Origin of the sequence: Campylobacter sp. P091, assembly GCF_002138935.1 — a bacterium.
GTDB lineage: Bacteria > Campylobacterota > Campylobacteria > Campylobacterales > Campylobacteraceae > Campylobacter > Campylobacter devanensis.
In genome coordinates this window covers 318,821-339,296 of the sequence record NZ_MJKZ01000001.1, presented here as the reverse complement: position 1 = coordinate 339,296, position 20,476 = coordinate 318,821, and the positions used below count along the sequence as shown (strand labels likewise).

Below are 20,476 nucleotides of genomic sequence, written 5' to 3'. Positions count from 1 at the left end.
ATGGGATATCTGGGAGAAAAAGCATCAAAATTCGCGCATCAGTATGTAATGGAAAGTCCTTTGGTAAAGAATTTTTTATCTCGTTGTGATAGAACAAGTGAAAAAACGCCAGAAAAAATTGATCAAAAGAATTTTGTAGTAGATATAGACTCTATAAAATCTGAGATATCAAATGAGTTAAATAGAGTTGTTACAGTAGATGCTGGGTATCAAGAAATTATTTTAGATGATAGTTATCCAACGAATAGATTATGTTATTATAGCATTGGAATTCTTTGCTTTTCAGTAAAAGATCTTGATAATTTAGAAGAACAGCACACAATTAACCCAAATGATGTAGGCAGGTTAAAAAATATAGATCGCTTTCATTTCGTATTGCCTGTGCAAAATATTAAATTAAAACAAAAAGATTTTATAACCACTATAAGAGAAACCATTTATCAATCTTTTAAAGACAATAAATTAGGTGGTGAAACAGAAGATTCTAGTAATTCGCTTTTAAATACGATAAAATGGCTAATATTTAAATCTTATGCAAATGGAGATGGAAGTATAGAAATTCGTTGCCCATCTTGCGGACACTCATCTCAATTTAAAAATAAAACCAATTTTTATGCTGATAGTAAAAATGATTTTACAGATTGCGATTGCGGAGAAAGAATTTATATAACCGATTGTTTTCAAATGTATGATTTGATAGATGAGATAAACGGATCTGGACCTATTATTTCATATGTAATGAGTGCTTTTGAAGTGGTGTTAATTTTTACTTTAATCAGATATGCTTTAGAAAATAATTCAAAATGGCTCAGCGAAACTCTTTTTATAAAAGATGGATCTTTGGCTTTATTTAGCAAATTGGATGATTTTTCATACAAGGTAATTAGACCTTTTTTGCAATTTATGTATGAAAAATCTAAAAATGAAAAAACAAGCTATATTAACTTAATAGGTCTCGAAAAAAGCGGAATGTTTATGGAACATTTAAGAAATACAGAAGCAACGATTAATGAAAATACTATACTTACTCCCAGTATTGATTATATAAAAAAGTTTATCACAGGAGATAACAAAACAAATTTTGGAGAAAGAACATATTTTGGCATAAAGTCTTTTGTTAAAAAGAATAAAGATTTAGCATTTGTGCTTGACATCTCTATACCTTTTGGCACAAATGCTCAATATGGAAAATATATAGAAAATCCAAATATAAATGATTGTTTAAACATTCAAAATATTTTACAATTATTATTTAAATTGAAGTGCAATATGTATGATAAATCATTTATTCCTATTGCAATTCTAAATAAACTCGTATCATTATCTAGCGTACCAGGCAAAAAAATATTGACTATGTTTACAAAAGATGAATTATTGTGACACTAAAAGCTATGATAGTATTGTAAAGTTATAGGTAATAATATTTTTTTGCTCATTAACTCTTTTTTTTAGAATCAAGCTGAGGAATGCTAAGGAATTCTAGAATTCCCTAAGCTATTTTTCTATCTTACAGACAGCCTTATTTTTGTATCACCTGTGCCTAGTAGCTTTTTTAGTTCATCTTTGCTTATGCCATCTAATTTGCCAAGGCGAGTTAAGGGCCATGAGTTCGTATCGTAGGCTAATACGAAGGTTTGACCGCTATAAAGAATTATATCGCAAGGCTGCATTGTGATTTGCTCATCATTTCGTGGTAGTGGCGATGGAAGTTTGCCACTTTTTTCAAAGCCACCATAATCACTAGCATTTATGATGATATCGCCTTTTTCTAGCTCTTTATATAGAGCCAAAGCCCGGCTATTTTCGGCCAAAACAGCCTTTAACTTTTGCTCATTTATGATAACAAAAATCTCCATTTTCTCTCCTAAAACAAAGCTAAAAAGACAAAAAAGCGATAAAATCACTCGCATTTTTTGTCACCTTTGGCGTGTGGGTCGCTTTTGGCTTTTATGGCAGTTTCGTAGAATTCAATTTTTTTATCCACGCAATCAAGCGCACCTTTTATCTCATCAAGCTCATTTAAAATTCTACTTTTTTCTTCTTTTATCATCGCTAGGCGAATTTCTAGTGTGCTACCTCCTTTGATAGCTAAATTTATATACTCTCTAAGCCGTTTAACGCTCATACCCATTTTACGAAAACGCACAACCCATTCTACCCACTCTATATAGCTCTTGCTAAAATACCTAATACCACTAGAGCTATGCTCAATCAAAGGAAAAAGCCCATTATCACACCAATAACGCAAAGTGCGTGGGCTTACGCCTGTTTTTTGTGAGACTTCTATGATTGTGTATGCCATTATTTGCTAGCCTCTATTACAGCGGTGGTGGCATTTAGTGAGCGTGGATAGCCTATAAGAGCGATATTTGTGTTGATTAGGGCGATTAATTTTTCTTTATTTAAACCTTGAATAAAAATAGCTTTTGCGTGAGCTTTCATCTGTGCTGATGTATCTCCTTGAGCCGCTAAAAGAAAAAATGTGATAATCTCACGCTCGATAAGGCTTAAAATTTCAACCCTAGTATAGTAATCCCCAAAGCAATTTTGGCTTAAATACCTGCCGATTTGTGCGTAGTCGCCACTCATACTCTTTGTAGTAGCACTGCCAAAAAGCTCTATTTGTAAATTTTGCCCATTTTTAAGTCTATTTTCATCACTTTCTAGGGCAAAATCTGTGATTTTAACCCCTTTACGCTTATAAATTTCACTTGTAACAAAGATAAATTCCCTAATCCTAGCCATACCAAGATACGCCGTGCTTTGGCGTAAAAGTTCCATTATCTCATCAGCTTTTAACTCGCTTTTTTCTAGCCTTTCTTGCCATAGCCTAAGCGAACCCGATGCTATTATCGCAGCTAGATTACTAAGCTCGATTTGCCTAGGACTAAGGCCAGCTTTTATACTGTCATTTTTGCTACTTTTCTCAAAGTTTTCAAATATCGCTTTAAGCGTTTTATCCTCTATATTTGCACTCATCAAAACACCCCCAAACACCGCAAAAACAGCTAAAATCTTTTTCATTGAAGTTCTCTTAAAGCGCTTTCATACTCTTCGTCGCTTACTTTTTCTAGCCAAGTAGTTTTGTTTGGCATACCCATTACTGAAATGTGTGCCATTTGCGTGGTTTTGCCACCTGCGTGAAAATGCTTAGCGTCGCTATCTATTTTGATAATTGCGCCAGGCGTAGCTTTTATGGCTTTTTGCCCCTCTATTTTCACTACTCCTTCACCGCTTAAAATGATTAGAAGTTGGCCCTTTTCGTGTGTGTGCCAATGCGTGCGAGAACAAGGCTCGAAGGTTACTAAACTAGCATTTGCACTTCTGCCGCCCCCTGCATCATCAAAGGTATTTAGATAAGTAGTGCCGGTGAAATATTTGCTATACGGATTTATCTCGCCACGCTCAAATGGCAAATCTTGCGAAAAAGCCGCTGCGGTAATGCCAAGAGTTAGAATTATTTTTTTCATTTTGCTTCCTTTTTTAAAAGTTTAGCAAAAATTATAAAACATTACACCAAGTGTAAGTCAAGAAAATTGAGAAAAATGTTGTAAAAAATGAATTAATATATTTTTATATCAAACATTGGTTTTATAACTCATCTCTAAAATTTACTATTTATATAATTTTAGTTAAATTTAGTCAAAACTAAATTTAACTATAGAGACTTTATCTAGTTTTTTGTAAAGCCTTAGTTAAATAGCTCTCTGTGCTAGTAGAAATATCAATCATAGGATAAAGATAGAAAATTCCGTGCGAAGTAAAACCAGAATTTGTATTTGCCAACTCATTTTGACTTAACTCATCATAAAGCGCTTACTCAAGTTCTGCTAAAAACTCAATCAAACCAATACTATCAAAAAGCGCTTCATTTGAGCCAAAAAGATTTAGCTCAAATGACTATTTAAATTTAAAAACCAAGGACGAATTAGAAGCACTTATAGCGAGGCAATGACTCTAATACAAACACAGTTTTGCCCTGGTGTCGGAGCAAACTCGCTACTTTCATCAATATCAACAATTTTAAAGCCATTTTGGATTAAATTTGCTTTAAATATATCTTGGTCTATAAATCGTCGGTAGTGACCATCGCTGATGAACTCGCACTTGCTAATGGCTTTGCCAATACCAAATTTACTATCATTTATACTTCTAGCCTCTACAACAAAAAGCCCGCTAGACTTGAGTAAATTTTTGACATTTTTTATCAGCCCTTGCTCAGCGATATCATCAATAGCATGTAGCGTAAAACGGCTATAGCATATATCAAATTTATCTTTTAGGTTAAGTGGCACAGTAAAATCAGCACAAATCCAGCTAGCTTTTTGGTTTTGTTTTTGCAAACTCTCAATAGCAATATGCGAACCATCGATAGCTACAACATCAATACCTTTAGCGTTAAAGTATAAAGAATCCCTACCATTACCACAGCCAAATTCGATCAAGCTTGCTTTGTTTTTATTGCGCAAAAAATTATTAAATATAAATTTAGCAAATTTGCTAGGCTCTTTAATCTCATCGTGTTCTAAGCTATAAAACTCATCCCAATAGGCACTATCTCTAAGCATTACTCACCGCCCCAAAAAGTATCACGCCCCAAGCTAGCACCGCCGAACAAATAGAGATAAATACAGCCGCACTACCGCAATCTTTGGCTATTTTAGCTAGTGGATGAAAATCAGGACTAACAAGATCTATACACGCCTCAATAGCGCTATTTATGCACTCCATCGCAAGGATAAAAAGCAAGCTCATTCCAAGTATAATCTGCTCTATGCTACTAAGTGGCAAAAACCAAATAGCTATAAATAAAGGAGTAATAATAAATAACTCAATTTTAAATGAGCGCTCATTTTTCCACATTGCAGCTAATCCACTAAGTGCGTAAATAGTATTACTATAAAAGTGATACTTAGGTTTCATTTAACTCCTTTAATTTAGTAATCTTCTATCCAAGCATCTAGCCATTTTGTATAGATCTCTCTATAATCAATATTTTTCCTAACAAAATTTATATCAATACATTTTGTGTGACTTGATTGTTCTAGCATAGCAAGGGCTTCAGTTGTAATCTCTACGCCTCTTGAGTTTGTATTGGGTTTTGGCAATTTTATATATCTATCTTTACCAATTAAATTTAATATTTCTAGTTGAGATTTTTTAGAAAATAATAATAATTTGCCTTGAGAATTCCAGCAAATCTTAGCTATCATCATAGCGCAAGATGGTTGATATCGTTCTTTAAATTCAGTTACCTTTTGATGATCTGTAGTCCAGATTAGTTTAATTGGCATCCAAGATTTATTTTGCGTTGTCATTGTTTTTATAGATAGTGGTTCATTATTTACTATTACATCAATTTCAGGTGCAGTTATTGGAATATTTGGATCTACGATATCTATGCCAAATTTATACATTAAAAGTGCTATGAGAATTCTCTCTCTAACAGAGCCTATTTCCATGCCAAGTTTGCCATTTCTTGAGCTTTCTAATTCTGCTAATTGAAATAGATGAGGTAATTTATTTTTAACCCTTTTTATAATTAGCTTATCATCAAATAGTTTATCATAAATACTCATTTAAGTGCCTTGTTGATTTAAAATATCTTTTAACATTTGTGCTAAGTGCCACGCAAATACTGGAGCAACGGCGTTACCAACTTGTCTATATGCGTCTGTAGTGGATTTGATAAACTCAAAATCATCTGGAAATGTTTGGATTCGTGCAGCCTCTCTTGCTGATAATCGCCTTGGCAAACTATAGTGAAATTCAATATTTCCATGATGTTCGGCTCTCATTGTTGGAGCTGGTTTATTGGCTTTTGTGATGGTGTTGCCTTGTTTGCCTTGACATAATTTAGCCTTCGAGTAACCGCTATTTGGCAATGAGTTATGTATGCGATCATCTTCTAAATCGCCAATCGCTTCTTTGATTGTAACCCAAGGCTTTAAATTTGCATTCAAATCTGCTGAATGTGTAGGTGCAGGCCAGCAAAATTTAGCCTTTATATCATTTCTTATTCCAATGATTATAACACGCTCTCTAGTTTGTGGTACGCCATAATCTGCAGCATTAAATAGTTTATATTTTATTTCATATCCAAGTTTTGTAAAATCGTCGGTAATGGTTTTAATAGCTAAGCCATTTTCCCATGATATTAATCCTTTGACATTCTCAGCTAAAAATAGCTTTGGTTTTAGTCGTTTGATAGTTTTGGCCATACTTTGGTATAGTTTTCCTCTTTGAACATGTAAGCCTTGCCTTTTACCAGCTAGGCTAAAATCTTGACAAGGAAACCCGCCTATTACTATATCAGCGTATTTTGGTAGTTTAAAATCATTATCAAACAAAGAGTCATTTTGACGATTGTTATCTAAAATATCTACAATATCACCACATATCACATGTGTATTTGGAAAATTTAATTTTAGTGTTTTGGTAGCTTTTTCATTGATATCATTAGCCCAGATAATTTTAAATGGATTTTTATTATAATCTTTACCAAGATAGCAAAATCCTCCACTAATCCCTAAATCCAAACCGCCACACCCACTAAATAAAGAGACAACTGTATAATCTTGCACTGTTTTTCCTAAATATAAATTGCATGTTATATCCCAATAGCTAAAAATTATGTTTTATAGAGATTTGTCATAATTTTGAGCCAGAATTATATCTAAAATAAATTTAATATTACAATCAAATAATCATAAATTTAAGTTATAAATAAAATATATTTTATATTAAATTTGATAAAATAATGGGTTCAAAATCCTATAATTAGGCGGTCAAATGTCCTCTAAGCAACTATCTTTAAAAGCTCTTAGCGTGCCTATATTTTTTGAATTATTTTTGCGGTATTTATCACTTATTATCAACACCTTAATGGTCGCAGCGCACTCAAATTTCTTAGTTGGTGCTATGGGTGCGGGTAATCAAATTTTAGATATTTTTATCACGATTTTTACCTTTTTAAGTATTGGTTGTTCAGTAGTTATAACTCAAGCTATCGGCGCTAGAGATAAAATTTTAGCCCGCAAAGCCATCCATCAAAGCCTATTTTTAAACTCTATTTTAGGCTTAATTTGTGCTGCTGGGATAGTGTGGCATGGTGAGTTGATTTTGGAGCTAATGAATGTCCCAAAAGAGCTAATGGCTCAAAGCTCAATCTATCTATATATGCTTGGAATTTGCCTATTTTTTGATGCGGTTGGGATAGTTTTGGCATCGATAATTAGGGTTTATAATAGAGCTTATAGCGTTATGTTTGTTACTATTTTGATGGATGGAGTTACGCTTATTGGCAATTATTATGTATTAAATTTCACCCAAAGTGAGCTTTTTGGTGTTGGATTATCCACTATAATCGGCCGTGTGGTGGCTATAATTATTTTGATATTTATACTCATTTATATACTGAAATTTATACCTAAATTTAGCGAATTTATCAAGCTTGAAAGAGCTGTTATAAACAAAATTATCAAAATCGGCGGCTGGTCAGCTGGGGAAAATCTACTTTGGATAGTCCAATACACAATCGCATTTGGCTTTGTCGCTAGTCTAGGCAAGGAGAATTTAAGCGTCCAAACTATCTATTTTCAAATTTCGCTATTTATAATGTTGATAGGCCAAGCAATCAGCGTCGCAAATGAGATTATAATTGGCAAATTAGTCGGCGCCAAAAAGCTACAAATAGCATATAAACACACTTGGCGAGCCTTGTATGTTAGCGTTTTGGCGTCATTTTTGGTAGCATTTACTAGCTTTTTAGCCCAAGATGAGACAATGAACGCACTAAATTTAAATCCAAGCTTAAAAGAGCTGATGATACCGCTATTTACGCTATCAATTTTTCTTGAAGTAGCAAGGACATTTAATATTATAATGGTAAATTCACTTCGTGCTAGTGGCGATGCGAAATTTTGCTTTTTTAGTGGAGTGGTGTTTATGTTTGGGGTTTCACTGCCTGTTGGATATATTTTATGCTTTAATTTTGGGCTTGGTATTTTGGGGGTTTGGATTGGATTTTGTGCTGATGAGGCGCTTCGTGGATTTACAAATTCTTGGCGTTGGAAGAGCAAAAAGTGGCAAACCAAAGCCGTTGTATAAAATAAGATAAAAAATATATTAATTAAAATTAAACTGAATTTAGACGAAAAAAATGCGAATATTGAGCTTTTAAACCATCGTAAAATCGACTTTAAGTTTATTTTTATTGACAAACAAATTAAATTTCATTACAATTTCATTTACATTTTTATCTTTTTGGGGAAGGAGGATAAAGTGCAAAGTAGTAGTAAAAACTCTACATTTATGTGGTTTTTAGTTGTTGTAGCTATCATTATCATAGCCGCTGGATATACTTTTTACAATGCTAAGGGTATGTCGTATTTTAGCGATGATAGTGCTGCTTGTAATAACTGCCATGTAATGAATGATGTATATGCTAGTTGGCGTAAAAGCGCCCACTCAAGAGAGATAAACGGCAAGCCAATAGCAAGCTGTAATGACTGCCATTTGCCTAATGAATTTGTAGATAAATGGATAGCCAAAGCCCAAAGTGGCGTATCTCACGCTTATGCATTTACCTTTAAGCTAGATGATTTACCGCAAAATTTCACTGCAACTAAAATGAGTAAAAATATGGTTCAAGCAAACTGCGTTCGCTGCCACTCTCAAATGGTATCAGTAGTGGTAAATCCAACAACAAAGATAAATCATGCTAATGAACAGCTAAGCTGTGTTAAATGCCACGCTAGTGTAGGTCACACTCGTGGATTTTAGGCTGATTTATGAACTTTGGCAACAAAGTAAATTTAATTTCACAGAAAGGATATAGAGTATGAAAAAGGCTCTTTTGGCGATATTAGCCATTATTGTTTTGATCGGCTTTGTTTTATTTAACAAAGACATCTCAAGCAAAAAAGCTCAGCCTGATATGGCTGGTGCAGTCTCTAAAGATGTGGTGACTATGAGTGATGATGATCCACGCTTTAATGTCTGGGGTAAAAATTTCCCTGAACATATGGATATGTATCAAACAGTCGAAACCGAAGCACCGTTTGAGACTGAATTTGGCGGTAATCACTCTTATTCTAAATTGATTAGATATCCGCAACTTACAATTTTATGGGCGGGATATCCATTTTCAATAGATGCAAATGAAGAGCGTGGCCACTTCTGGATTCAAGTAGATCAAATGGATACAGCAAGAAACAATAAAGATTTCTTAAATTCACATGGTTTTGCTGCTTTTAATGGTCAGCCAGCTGCTTGTATGAATTGCCATAGTGGTTGGACAAAATGGTTAGAAAATAACGCTGCTTTAGGTGATACTCCTCGTGAAAAATGGGTTTCATTTAATAGTGCTAAATACTGGACAATGGTCAAAAATATACCAGCTCTAGAAGGCATCACAGAAAATAGCCCAGAACACAGCGGCCCTCATGGTGGTAAAAGAATGGGTGTTGCCTGTGCTGATTGCCATGTACCAAATACAATGGAACTTCGTGTAACTCGTACAGCTCTAATTAACGCTTTGACAAAATGGAGAGGCTATGAGCCAGATCCTGTAACAGGTGTGAAAGCTACTAGAAGTGAGATGAGAAGCTTAGTTTGTGCGCAATGCCATGTTGAGTACTATTTCCGCCCAACAGGTGAAAAAGTTAAAACTATCGGTGAATCAATCGCTAGTGATACAGATAAAAAATGGTGGAACGGCACTCAAAAAACTTATGATGAATTTGATAGCTGGAGAGATGGCAACAAAGCTACTGAAATTGAAGTTGCTGGTATTGAGCTAGTATTCCCATGGAAACAATGGGGCAAAAATAAACCATTTAGAATTGAGATGTTTGATGAATATTATGACGAGAATGTAACTCGCTCTATATTCCCACAAGATTGGGCTCACAAAATTACAAAAGCACCAATGCTAAAAATCCAACACCCAGAAACAGAGCTATACTCAAGTTCAGTTCACGCAGCAAATGGTGTGAGTTGTGCTGATTGTCACATGCCATATGTAAGAAAAGGCTCAAGCAAAGTGACAAATCACAATGTTACTTCTCCGCTTAAAGATATTAACGCTGCTTGTAAAAGCTGCCACACTCAAAGCGAAGAGTATTTAAAAGCGCAAATTCAAGATATCCAAAGATCAATCGCATTTGACCTAAGATCAGTAGAATACGCTACAGTAAGCCTAATCAACGATATCAAAAATATGCGTGATAGACTAGCTACGCTTCCTGAGTTCCAAACAGATGGAAAAGCAGATGACAAAAAAATCTCTGCAGTATTAAAAGAGGTTTTAGAACTACACAGAAAAGGCCAAATGAGAGGCGACTTCGTAGGTGCTGAAAACTCAACTGGTTTCCACAGCCCAAGAGAAGCTAGTAGAATGCTACTTCAAGCGCTAGAAATGGCTAGAATGGGTCAAACTAAACTAGCTGAAATAGCGCTACAATACGGATTTAGCGATTTTAAAACTAGCAATTTAGGTTTTGAAGATATCCAAAAGTTAAATCCAGGTGAAATTCGCTACAAAGTAGATCTAAACGACGCTCGCCAAAGCACAGCTAAAGGTCATAAAGCTGGTGATAGATATTATGAACATGATAATATCAATGATGGCCCAAATGCGAAGCTTTTAGAGCTAGACAAAAACAACAAACCTTATAATCATAAGGTACTTGACTAATCTATAAGCTAGATAAGGCGGGGCTTAGGCTCCGCCTCTTATATTTATAAATCAAATTTCATTCTATTAAATCTAATAATCATAATACAACTATTATCACTTTTTATATTAATAAAAAAGAATTTATAATTTTATTCATAATTTTGATAATTAATATTATTATAAGTCTTCTTTAGCTACTATTTTGCAATCCAATCAACAAAAGGAAAAATAGATGAAAAAATTACTTTTAACTGTGGCTTTTGCTTGTATGGCTTTAGCTAATGAGATAAATTTATATAGTGGCAAAGGGCTAGATCCAAAACTTGCTAATATGTTTGAATCCCAAACAGGAATTAAAATAAATATCATAAAAGATAAAGAGCAAATGGCTAAAATGAACGCACCAGACTCTAAGGCCGATCTATTTATGGGTATGGATGTAAGTACATTTGCCAAATTGCAAAATGATGGCAAGCTTGCTCCAGCTAAATCTAAAATTATAGATAGTATCGTTCCAGCAAATTTAAAAGATAAAAATAATGAATGGATAGGGCTATCTAAAAGAGCTAGAGTAATCGTCTATGACAAAAAGGCAATTGATCCAAAACTAATCCAAAATTACGAAGATTTAGCAAAACCAGAGCTAAAAGGCAAGCTATTAATGCGAACATCAAATGTCTCATTTAATAGATCCTTACTAGCTTCTATCATTGCAAATGATGGCGAAGATAAAGCCAAAGAGTGGGCCAAAGGCACTCTAAATAACCTAGCTAGAGATCCAAAAGGCGGCGATAGAGAACAGGCTCGTGGCGTATATGAAGGAATTGGAGCAGTAGGCGTGATGAATAGCTACTATATTATCACGCTACTAAATTCTAAAAAGCAAAGCGATCAAGAAACGGCCAAGAGTCTAAGCGTAATATTCCCTAATCAAGATGGCCGTGGAACGCATATTAATATCACTGGAATCGCTCTTTTAAAATCTAGCCAAAACAAAGATGCAGCAATTAAATTTATCGAATTTATGCTAAGCAAAGAGGCTCAAGAAATTTTAGTATCCACAAGCCACGAATACCCAGTAAATAAAGATGCCAAACCAAGTAAAGAGATTGCAGCATTAGGCAAATTCAAAGAAGATAGCATATCGCTTAATAAAGTTGCTAATGAGCTAGAAAACGCACAAAAAATCTATAAAGAACTAGGTTGGAAGTAATCTAGCACCATTAAAAGCATTATACTAGTAAGCTGTGGTGATTTTATATTTTTATGGTGCAACTAGCCACGGCTAAAGCCTTGCTTTGTGGAATTTGTTTTAAATTTGCTTTTTTATTATATTTAGTAATGCCACAAGGCAAACCCATTATATCCTATTTTTTAAGATCTTTTTTATGATTTAAATTTGGCATATCATTAAATAGGTGCAACAATCTTACGCCATTACACAAAATGCCTCAAAAATTAAAATTTGGAATGCTATTTGCTTAATAAGCCAAAATTAAAATAAATTCTAACACAAAGGATAAATTATGATGGGAGCATTATGGTCTGGAGTTACTGGTCTTCAGGCACACCAAGTAGCGATGGATGTCGAAGGTAACAACATCGCCAATGTAAATACCGTAGGCTTTAAATACTCTCGTGCGAGTTTTGCTGATCTATTTAGCCAAACTCAAAAGGTAGCCACCGCCCCACAAGGCGACCTAGGTGGTAAAAACTCTATGCAAATTGGCCTAGGCTCCACGGTTAATACAGTTACTAAAATCTTTAAACAAGGTACAATCCAAACTACTGATAAACAAAGCGATATGGCTATCCAAGGCGATGGGTTTTTTGTCGTATCAGCTGATGGTGGCAAGACCTATATGTATACTAGAAATGGCGACTTCAGCCTAGACTCTCAAGGTAATTTCGTAGATCGTAACGGCTATGTAGTCCAAGGCTGGATGAGAAACGAAGATACCGGCACCATCGATCCTACTAGCCCATTAAGCAATATCATAATAGAACCTGGTATGGCTATGGAGGCTAATCCTACTAGTGAGCTAGCTATAATAGCCAATCTAAACTCAGGCTCAAACATCGGAGCTAAAAACTCACCTATCTATACTCTAGACCATTATAATGATTTTTTAGATGCTAATGGTAATGGCCTATGGGAAGATGGCGAAACTAAGAATCCAAATGACCTAAGCAACAACACCTACTACATAAACTCAAATAAAGAAGTAGCAGTAAAAGAAGCCGGCGTAGACCTAGGTGTAGTATTTAACGGCTCAGGTGAAGGGCTAAACCTAAGAGAGGGCCAAGGTATATGGGTTAGCTACGCTGATGCAAAGGCTACATTTGGCGAGCTTCCAAATAATGCTGGGCAAGGCACTAACAAATATAAGCTACATATCTCAATCAACGGTATAGAGATACCAGCTACTGAGTTAACTAAGATGGATGAAGTAGTCAAAAAGATAAATGACTATACGCCTCAAACTGGAGTTATAGCTACTTTAAATGGTGATAAAGGAATTCAGCTAACAAATACAAATAACCAAGGTACTACCGATGCTACTAAAAATATCAAGATTAAAAAACTAGAAGGCGATACCACATCTATCCAGACAACTAACGTAATCACAGCCTATAAGTATACCTACTCTTCAGGCGCTGGAAAGACTGCTGATCATAGCTACAATGACGGAGCTGCTAGAGTGGTAAAGACTACAGAGGATCTAAGGCGTGCTATGCAAACAGATGCTAGAGAGTATGTCAATTATAGTGGCTCTAATGTCTCAAATGCCGTAAATGGTGCGACATACTTTGTAAATGCTGTTATAGCTAGGATTGATGGCGGACAAGGTGGTTTTAATCCTGCTGGGGGTCAAGATACAATAGAGCAAGCTATTGAAGATCTTAATAATAATATAGATTATAAAACTTTATTTGCTAACCTTAAAGGTAAAGGCGTAGTAACTGAGCCAATTTCAGAATCGGCAGTAAGAAGTATTAAAAAGATAATAACCGATATAGAAGCTATCGGTGCGGATGCTGGAAATCAATACAATAGTGTAAATGATCTAAAAGAAGCATTAAGGGGACTAATCACAGATGATAAGCTAGCACAAATGGCTCAAGATGAGTGGGATTCTCCACTAGATGCTGATGGTGCTGATATCTTTGATAAAAATGTTGCAGATGGTTTGCCTGCCCCAGCAGCAGACGGCTCTCATGCTAATGGCACATATAGAGATATAAACCTAAATGATGGTGTGCAAGTAACAGTAAATGAAAAAGGACAATTTGTCTTTAGAAATCCAGCTGGTGATGCAAGCTACGGCCAAAACGATGGACACACAATCCAAAATGCTCAAAATCAACCAGGAGGTACAAAGATAGAAGATAGCGCAGATGCCTACACTGATACCAATGGTCAAAAGCTAGTCCCATCAAATCAAGACACATACACCAACGACTACGCTATGCAAATAGCAGTAAGCGGCTATAGTAATGCAGCTCAAAATGTAAATGAAAACTCAGCTCTAGCTGATGTATTTAAGGCTCTTGGCGGGAGTCTGGCCACAGGTACAGGTGAAAAGGTATCAAGCAACCTAACAATGTCTAGCCACGCAGCTACTACTGAGATATATGATAGCCTAGGGTCTAAGCATGAGATTAAATTTGAGTGGAGAAAGGTAAGCTACAGTCCAGAAAATGGAACCGAGTGGTCAGTCCTAATCCAAGTCCCAGAACCAGGTGTACTAAATACTGATGGTAGCGGATTTTCTAATGTAGTATCTGGTTCAGCTAGATTTAATAATGATGGAACCTTGCTAGGATTTACACCTACTACTTTATCATTTACGGCAAATAACGGCTCAGCACCAGGACAAGGTATAGAGCTAAACTTTGGTAAAATCGGTGACTCTAATGGCCTAAGAAGTAACGACAACCCAAGCGCTACTGATAATATAATCCAAGATGGCTATACTGCTGGTAACCTAGTAGGTACTAGAATTGATGAGGCTGGTACTATCATAGGTAGCTTTAGCAATGGTAGAAGCTTTGGACTAGCACAAGTAAGCCTAGCAGTCTTTAGTAATAACGAAGGCTTAGAGAGTAGATCTGGAAATATCTTTAGCCAGACTGCCAATAGTGGCGATCCTATCTTTGGCGCAGCTGGAACTAGCAGGCGTGGGACTATTACAGCAAGTGCTTTAGAGATGAGTAATGTGGATTTAAGTAGGGCGCTAACTCAGCTAATCGTAGTCCAAAGAGGCTACCAAGCCAACTCTAAAACAATAACCACAAGCGACCAGATGCTTACTAGCTTATTACAAATCAAACAGTAGGCTAGGTAACATTGCGGGGTTTCCCCGCTTTTATCGATATAGAGCTTTTGCTAAATATTTAGCAATATTTTGAGTTTAAACCCTTACTACGCTAAAATTAACCTAATTCATTGGAAATCATTATACCGCAATTGAAATCAAGAATAATCAAAAAACTAATAAAGTATGATAAAAAGGGAATTAAAGCAAGTTATAAAAGATTGATTGAAGCTTAAAAAAGCTTAATTGGTGGGTTAAGCACAGCCAAAGTAAAAAGCGACTTAAAAGAAGATTTACATATTTATCCTTAGAAGTGAAATTTGGGTATTATTTTACAATTTTAAATACAATATTTGGTTAAATTTGGCTTTCTTGCGGCGAGGTTGATTAAAATTCGCCGCAATTGTAATGGCTAAAAATTTACCGCTAAAATGGCGGCGGATTAAGTTAGATCGCTTATGGTTCATCATTTATATAGGATTTTAAGATATCTTTTAGCTTTGTATCTAGTTCTTGGGGTTCTATGATTTTGATATATGGAATCCAAGCTTTTATAATGTTTAATAGCTCATCATCAAAAGCAAACTTTACATCTAGCAAAATTCCGTTTTCATCATCTTTGATTAACTTATAGCTTTTAAATACTTGCTTACGCTCAAAATACTCCCTAGCCTTGGGCAAAACTAGGATTTTAGCGTTTTTTAGGCTAGTGCTAAACCATTTGAGATTGTTTGATTCTATCCGCTTTAAAAATGTATTTGATGGGGTGAAGTGCTGGTCTAGTGGCTTGTAGCTTTTGATTTTAGATAGGGTGAAGTGCTTTAATTTGGCCTTTTCATCACCTAGGAGATACCAGACGCCAGCTGTATTTATGAGCTTATAGGGCTTGATGGTGCGCTGTGAGTCATTGTAGTAAAAGCTGATCACGCAGTGCTCTAAAATAGCATCGCTTAGTAGCTCAAATAGATCTTTTAACTCTTTGGAGTCTTGCTTTGGTTCGCTTGATACGATAAGGCTTTTAGAGATTGTGGTGCTTAGTATATCAGCTATCATTGGGGTGTCTAGCTTGGGGTATAGATCGGCTACACCGCTTCTTTTGGCGAAGGTTTTGATATCCCCAAAGCTTAGCAATCCATCTTCGTATTCTGTGCGTGAGATATAGTATTTTCCATCTTTGCCTTTTTGTATATCTACGGCGCAATACTCTTTTAAGCGTGCGATGTCTCTTTGTAAGGTTCGCAAACTAAGATTAAACTCACTACAAAGCTCGCTAGGATTTAGCCCTTGACCCAGATATAGCATTTTGAGCATTATCATGAGTCTGCGGATCATATTTTCGCCATTTGAGCCATTGGAATTCATCGGCCGCCTTTGAGTTTGCCTATGAGTTTGTCTATGAAATTTCCGCTAGAAGGGATCATTATTGTATTGCATTTTGGGCAGGAATAAAAATTAATCACACAGCCAGCGGTGATCACCTTTTTCTTGCCACATTTTGGGCATTTTAGGGTTTGGATATGTGGGACAAAGCCGTTCATTTTCTCTCCTTTTTTAAATTTGTTTTGAGCGATCTATTTTGGACTCTTTGTATAGGGCATTTAGCTTGGATTTTAGCTCCAAACAAGTTATCAAAATACTCTCTTGACCTATGCCTAAAATCGCATTTCTGATCTTTTGGGTCTCTTTTATGGTGGCGTTTTTGCCGTGGATATTTTCGTTTCTAATATCTTTTAAAATATACATAAAATTAAGTATTTTATAATAAAAGCCATTTTTTATATCATTTGGGACTAGGTTTTCAAAGGTGCTAGATATCTCGCTTTGCTTCATCAAATAGCCATATGAGCCTAAATTTGGTTTATGTGTGAAAATATCTTTTAGCTGATATTTGATCCCTTGGACATCATATCTGATGGTTAAAAGTCCAGGATTATGATAGCACAGATAGGCAAAAAGAGCTTTAAAAAGAGAGTAAAATTCTCTCTCAACGCTCTTAGAATACTTCACCAAAATAGAGCTAAAATCATTTGACATATTTTTTTGGTTTTGTATGTATTCGATCTCGGCCAAAACTACCGCATCTATGGTATCGCTCATCAGTTTATCGATATTTGCGCTAAAGCAGTATCTAGATAGGGTTTTTTTGGTTTTTAGATATTTTTTGGTTTTATAGATATCTGTGTGGTGTAGGGTATCATCTTCGAAATAGTTTTGGTCTTGGTCGATGATGAGTGGATATACATAGTTATTGCCATATAGGGCGTAGGTGTGATTATCACGCAAAGGCAAGGTGATACGGGACAAAAAATAATCCCTCACACTCTCAAATTCATTTCTATAAATTTCACGCATATCTGTGATAACAAACCAGCTCTCTACTAGCAAATTTTGCTCTTGATAATACTTAGGCGCTATGGCGGTGTGGTCATCGCTACTAATCTTTACCACCTTAGCGACATATAAATTTGAATAATCCGTGATAAAAAGCTGAGTGAAGCTATCAGGATTTGTATCACTATATATCTTTTCTAATTCGCCCTTAAAGGGGTGTGGCATATTGTTGTTTTTGACTCGCACCTTGCCAAATGCCACCTTGCCACACTCTTTTAGAATATCTAAATGCGCCTTTATCAAATCGCTATTATATCTTGGGTTGTATAGGATTAGGAGGTTATGCATAATTTATCCTTTTATCTCTTGAGCTTTTGCTTTCATAAGCTATTTTACTTCAAAGTTGAAAAAACCAGTTTTTTGAACAGCAGAGTTTGCCTCTTGGATGGCCTTTGTATTGCCTTTAGGTTTTTTGGGCAAGTCATCATCACCATCTAAATCAATGGTTTTTCTAAGGTCACTTAATTGCTCTATATCTTTTGTGGTGATTTTGTTAGCATCAGCATCCCAATCATACACAGCACCAAAAATAGCATCAATAGAACTTTTAAGCTCTTTAAAAGCCTTTGTTAGCTCTTTGAGAAGTTTTTTACACTCATCGCTATAAGTGCTACTAAATATGCTTTTTAGATTTTTAGCGTATTGATCTACTTTAAAAGTATGTTCTTCGTTTTCTTCATCATCGATATATGCCATCTCTATGGTGATAGAGTGTAAAACCGAGAAAATCTTGTCATTATCGTCTTGCTTTTTTACCAAAGCTTTTTCGTAGCTTTGATATACTCTTATTAGATTTGTCATTACATTTTCTTGGCTTTTTGAGTGCTTATTGTTTATTTGAGAGAGGATAAAGTCAAATAAAGAAAGCTTATGATATCCATACTCTTCTATATCCGTTGAGCTATATAGGCTAATTCCCTCATACTCTATACCCTCCATATCTAGGGTATCTTTTAGATTTTCTAGCACTTCATCTAAATCGCTTTTAGGTCTTTTATCAGCTTTTGTTATTATGAAATATAGCTTTTTGTTCTCTAATCCTATTGAATTTAAAAACTTTATATCGCTTTCAGTGATATTGCCCCCACTTGCATCACAAGCTATGAGCCAAAGCAAGCTTGAAGAGTTAGCTAGAAATTCTTTGGCTGTATTGAAATCTTGGGCTCTGTTGCCATCGCTATTTGGATTGTATCCTGGGGTATCTATAAAGCAGATATTTTGGTATTTAGGGTCATTAAACTCACTGCTAACTACCAAAAAAGGTAAAATATCTTTTAGATTAAAGCTAAAATCTAGTCTACTATCTGCATTGTGTGTAAGACGAGAGAGAATATCAGGGGCAATTTTGCCTAGATTTGCCACTCCATTGTTTTTAGAAATTCCGATAATCTGGTCTTTATCGCTTGACATTACATAGCTTGGAATTGCTGTTGTAGGGTCTATAGAGATAGGTAGTTGGATATCTTTTGATTTTAAAAAGCTATTTACAAAGGCTGATTTACCTGCGCTAAATCCACCGCCCACTGCTATAACATGCTTTGAGAAAAGCTCAGCATAAGCTGCGATAATAGCCATTTCACTCTCAATAGCTTTTAAATTTAATACCAAATCTCTTTCGTTTTCTACGGCTATTTTTTTGGTAATATCATAAAAGTTATTTAGATATTTGTTGAAACTGCTTAGAGTTTGATTGTTTGGCTTGGCTGATAAAATTTCGTTTATTATTTGTAGTTCTTGCATTGTCTCTCCTATTGATTATTTTTTATACCATTTTGGTAGTCGGTATAATCCATTAGCCCTAAAAAACATCCAATGCATATCAGCTACACTGCTTACATTCCAGTTATCAAGCGGTTGGTTGAACCTAAAGGCACCTTGAAACATACCGCTCATATTTGTTACTTTAGACACATCCCAATCATTTAGCGGTTGGTTGAAGCTAGTGGCATCGTAGAACATATAGCTCATATCAGTTACATTAGATACATCCCAGCTAGATATATCTGAGTTAAAATTTACAGCACCAGCAAACATACCGCTCATATTTGTTACATGAGATACATCCCAGTCTTCTATACCACTAAAATCGCTTCTTTTATTACCATTAAATAAACTAGAAAAATCACTCACTTCGCTTATATCTATCTCGCTTAGCTTTACATTCTCATCAGAGACTAGCTTTCTAAGCTCTTGATTATTTTTTGGGTGGTATTTATACTCGGTTGGGTTTGAAGTTTTTTGGGATATTCGGTTTTGCATTATGGTGACTAGCTCCGCTCTAAGCTCTTCTTTGGTTTTTGAGTTGGTATCAAATTTACTTTCTAACTCTTTGGCTTTTAGAATTTCGTTATTAATCTCTTTGAGTGATAGAGTGTAGCTACTAAGTGATAACTCTATATCATTTTGGCTTAAAAATGGATTTTTGATACTCGCTTTGGCTTTTTGAAACTCGGCTTCTATATTGTTTTTTAGATTATTAGCCTTTGTGATTTGATCTTTGGATATTTGTAGGTATTCGCCTACTTTTTTATTATCTACTTTTTTGGGTTTGCCGTTTGGGGAGTATAGGTTTTTTTCTATTAGATTTTTAAGATTTAAATTATCTTCTTTTAAAGCCTTTAATTCACTATCGAAATTTGAATTTTCATTTAAAACATTAAAGAGAATTTTCTCTATTATCACTTTATCTTCTTCACTACTCCAAAGTAAGTGAGCTAGAAGAGCTAGATCGTATCTCTCCACTTTATCTCTATCACTTAGTAAAGCAGCAGTTTGGAGTAGCTCAGCGCACTGCTTCCAGCGTCTGTCTGATATATAAGGGGCTTTGAAATTTTCGGGGAGTGATTTAAGACCTAGGATTTTAAGTGCTTGATCTGTATTTGTCGCTAGGGACTCTATGGTTACTTTGATATTGTGTATTAGCTCTAGGGCATCGGGGCTTATCTTTATCTTCTCTTTGTCTTTTAAGATTTGCTCTAGCTCATCATAGGTAAATCTCTCTTTACAATTTGGAGATTTAGAGCTAGGTGATTGAAGTAGATTAAAGAAATTTTCCTTTTCATCTAATGGCTTTACAAAATATCTT

At 35.2% G+C, this 20,476-nt stretch carries 19 protein-coding genes; 6 read left to right on the top strand and 13 right to left on the bottom strand.

Features of this window, described 5'->3' with window-relative positions:
* Positions 1–1,380, top strand: coding sequence for a DNA double-strand break repair nuclease NurA (locus tag CIGNP91_RS01705; RefSeq protein ID WP_086253185.1), 1,380 nt, complete (start codon positions 1–3; stop codon positions 1,378–1,380).
* A 122-nt stretch (positions 1,381–1,502) separates the two neighbouring features.
* On the opposite strand, the gene CIGNP91_RS01700 is transcribed toward CIGNP91_RS01705, so the two are convergent.
* The 8 genes from CIGNP91_RS01700 to CIGNP91_RS01665 all read right to left on the bottom strand — a co-directional run bounded on the left by CIGNP91_RS01700 (position 1,503) and on the right by CIGNP91_RS01665 (position 6,584).
* On the bottom strand, positions 1,503–1,910 hold the full coding sequence (locus tag CIGNP91_RS01700) for a cyclophilin-like fold protein (RefSeq protein ID WP_201790876.1): 408 nt from the start codon (positions 1,908–1,910) through the stop codon (positions 1,503–1,505).
* Positions 1,901–2,302: a MerR family transcriptional regulator gene (locus tag CIGNP91_RS01695; protein ID WP_086253184.1), complete on the bottom strand. Its 402-nt coding sequence runs from the start codon at positions 2,300–2,302 to the stop codon at positions 1,901–1,903. Before CIGNP91_RS01695 ends, CIGNP91_RS01700 begins: the two co-directional genes overlap by 10 nt.
* On the bottom strand, positions 2,302–3,024 hold the full coding sequence (locus CIGNP91_RS01690) for a carboxymuconolactone decarboxylase family protein (protein WP_086253183.1): 723 nt from the start codon (positions 3,022–3,024) through the stop codon (positions 2,302–2,304). Before CIGNP91_RS01690 ends, CIGNP91_RS01695 begins: the two co-directional genes overlap by 1 nt.
* Positions 3,021–3,470 (bottom strand): cupin domain-containing protein, encoded by a 450-nt coding sequence (locus CIGNP91_RS01685; protein WP_086252761.1) that lies wholly within the window; start codon positions 3,468–3,470, stop codon positions 3,021–3,023. The genes CIGNP91_RS01690 and CIGNP91_RS01685 overlap by 4 nt, the downstream gene beginning before the upstream one ends.
* Positions 3,471–3,938: 468 nt before the next feature.
* Positions 3,939–4,568 (bottom strand): class I SAM-dependent methyltransferase, encoded by a 630-nt coding sequence (locus CIGNP91_RS01680; RefSeq protein ID WP_086253182.1) that lies wholly within the window; start codon positions 4,566–4,568, stop codon positions 3,939–3,941.
* Positions 4,561–4,923 (bottom strand): diacylglycerol kinase, encoded by a 363-nt coding sequence (locus CIGNP91_RS01675; protein WP_086253181.1) that lies wholly within the window; start codon positions 4,921–4,923, stop codon positions 4,561–4,563. The genes CIGNP91_RS01680 and CIGNP91_RS01675 overlap by 8 nt, the downstream gene beginning before the upstream one ends.
* Positions 4,924–4,937: 14 nt before the next feature.
* Positions 4,938–5,579, bottom strand: coding sequence for a ThaI family type II restriction endonuclease (locus tag CIGNP91_RS01670; protein ID WP_086253180.1), 642 nt, complete (start codon positions 5,577–5,579; stop codon positions 4,938–4,940).
* Entirely contained in the window at positions 5,580–6,584 is a 1,005-nt protein-coding gene (locus CIGNP91_RS01665; RefSeq protein ID WP_086253179.1) for a DNA cytosine methyltransferase, read from the bottom strand.
* 208 nt (positions 6,585–6,792) lie between these two features.
* Here CIGNP91_RS01665 and CIGNP91_RS01660 point away from each other — a divergent pair, with 208 nt between their 5' ends.
* The 5 genes from CIGNP91_RS01660 to CIGNP91_RS01640 all read left to right on the top strand — a co-directional run bounded on the left by CIGNP91_RS01660 (position 6,793) and on the right by CIGNP91_RS01640 (position 15,021).
* Positions 6,793–8,109 (top strand): MATE family efflux transporter, encoded by a 1,317-nt coding sequence (locus tag CIGNP91_RS01660; RefSeq protein ID WP_086253178.1) that lies wholly within the window; start codon positions 6,793–6,795, stop codon positions 8,107–8,109.
* 204 nt (positions 8,110–8,313) lie between these two features.
* Positions 8,314–8,784 carry a cytochrome c nitrite reductase small subunit gene (nrfH, locus tag CIGNP91_RS01655; protein ID WP_086225007.1) on the top strand — a complete coding sequence of 157 codons (471 nt, stop codon included), beginning with the start codon at positions 8,314–8,316 and terminating at the stop codon, positions 8,782–8,784.
* A gap of 58 nt (positions 8,785–8,842) precedes the next feature.
* A complete protein-coding gene (locus CIGNP91_RS01650; protein WP_086245112.1) occupies positions 8,843–10,699 on the top strand; it encodes an ammonia-forming cytochrome c nitrite reductase subunit c552 in 1,857 nt (618 codons plus the stop codon).
* Between the two features lie 214 nt (positions 10,700–10,913).
* Positions 10,914–11,894, top strand: a complete 981-nt coding sequence (locus CIGNP91_RS01645) for an extracellular solute-binding protein (protein WP_086253177.1) — start codon at positions 10,914–10,916, stop codon at positions 11,892–11,894.
* A gap of 313 nt (positions 11,895–12,207) precedes the next feature.
* On the top strand, positions 12,208–15,021 hold the full coding sequence (locus CIGNP91_RS01640; protein ID WP_180383193.1) for a flagellar hook-basal body complex protein: 2,814 nt from the start codon (positions 12,208–12,210) through the stop codon (positions 15,019–15,021).
* A 435-nt stretch (positions 15,022–15,456) separates the two neighbouring features.
* Here the strand turns inward: CIGNP91_RS01640 and CIGNP91_RS01635 are convergent, their stop codons facing one another.
* From CIGNP91_RS01635 to CIGNP91_RS08565, 5 genes are all read right to left on the bottom strand, one after another.
* On the bottom strand, positions 15,457–16,362 hold the full coding sequence (locus CIGNP91_RS01635; RefSeq protein ID WP_086253176.1) for a helix-turn-helix transcriptional regulator: 906 nt from the start codon (positions 16,360–16,362) through the stop codon (positions 15,457–15,459).
* On the bottom strand, positions 16,359–16,538 hold the full coding sequence (locus tag CIGNP91_RS01630) for a hypothetical protein (RefSeq protein ID WP_086224945.1): 180 nt from the start codon (positions 16,536–16,538) through the stop codon (positions 16,359–16,361). The genes CIGNP91_RS01635 and CIGNP91_RS01630 overlap by 4 nt, the downstream gene beginning before the upstream one ends.
* Positions 16,539–16,551: 13 nt before the next feature.
* On the bottom strand, positions 16,552–17,679 hold the full coding sequence (locus CIGNP91_RS01625; protein WP_086253175.1) for an HP0729 family protein: 1,128 nt from the start codon (positions 17,677–17,679) through the stop codon (positions 16,552–16,554).
* Between the two features lie 39 nt (positions 17,680–17,718).
* Positions 17,719–19,131: a dynamin family protein gene (locus tag CIGNP91_RS01620; protein WP_086253174.1), complete on the bottom strand. Its 1,413-nt coding sequence runs from the start codon at positions 19,129–19,131 to the stop codon at positions 17,719–17,721.
* A gap of 15 nt (positions 19,132–19,146) precedes the next feature.
* Positions 19,147–20,476 (bottom strand): BspA family leucine-rich repeat surface protein (locus CIGNP91_RS08565; protein ID WP_180383192.1); only part of this gene is annotated, 1,330 nt, incomplete at its 5' end.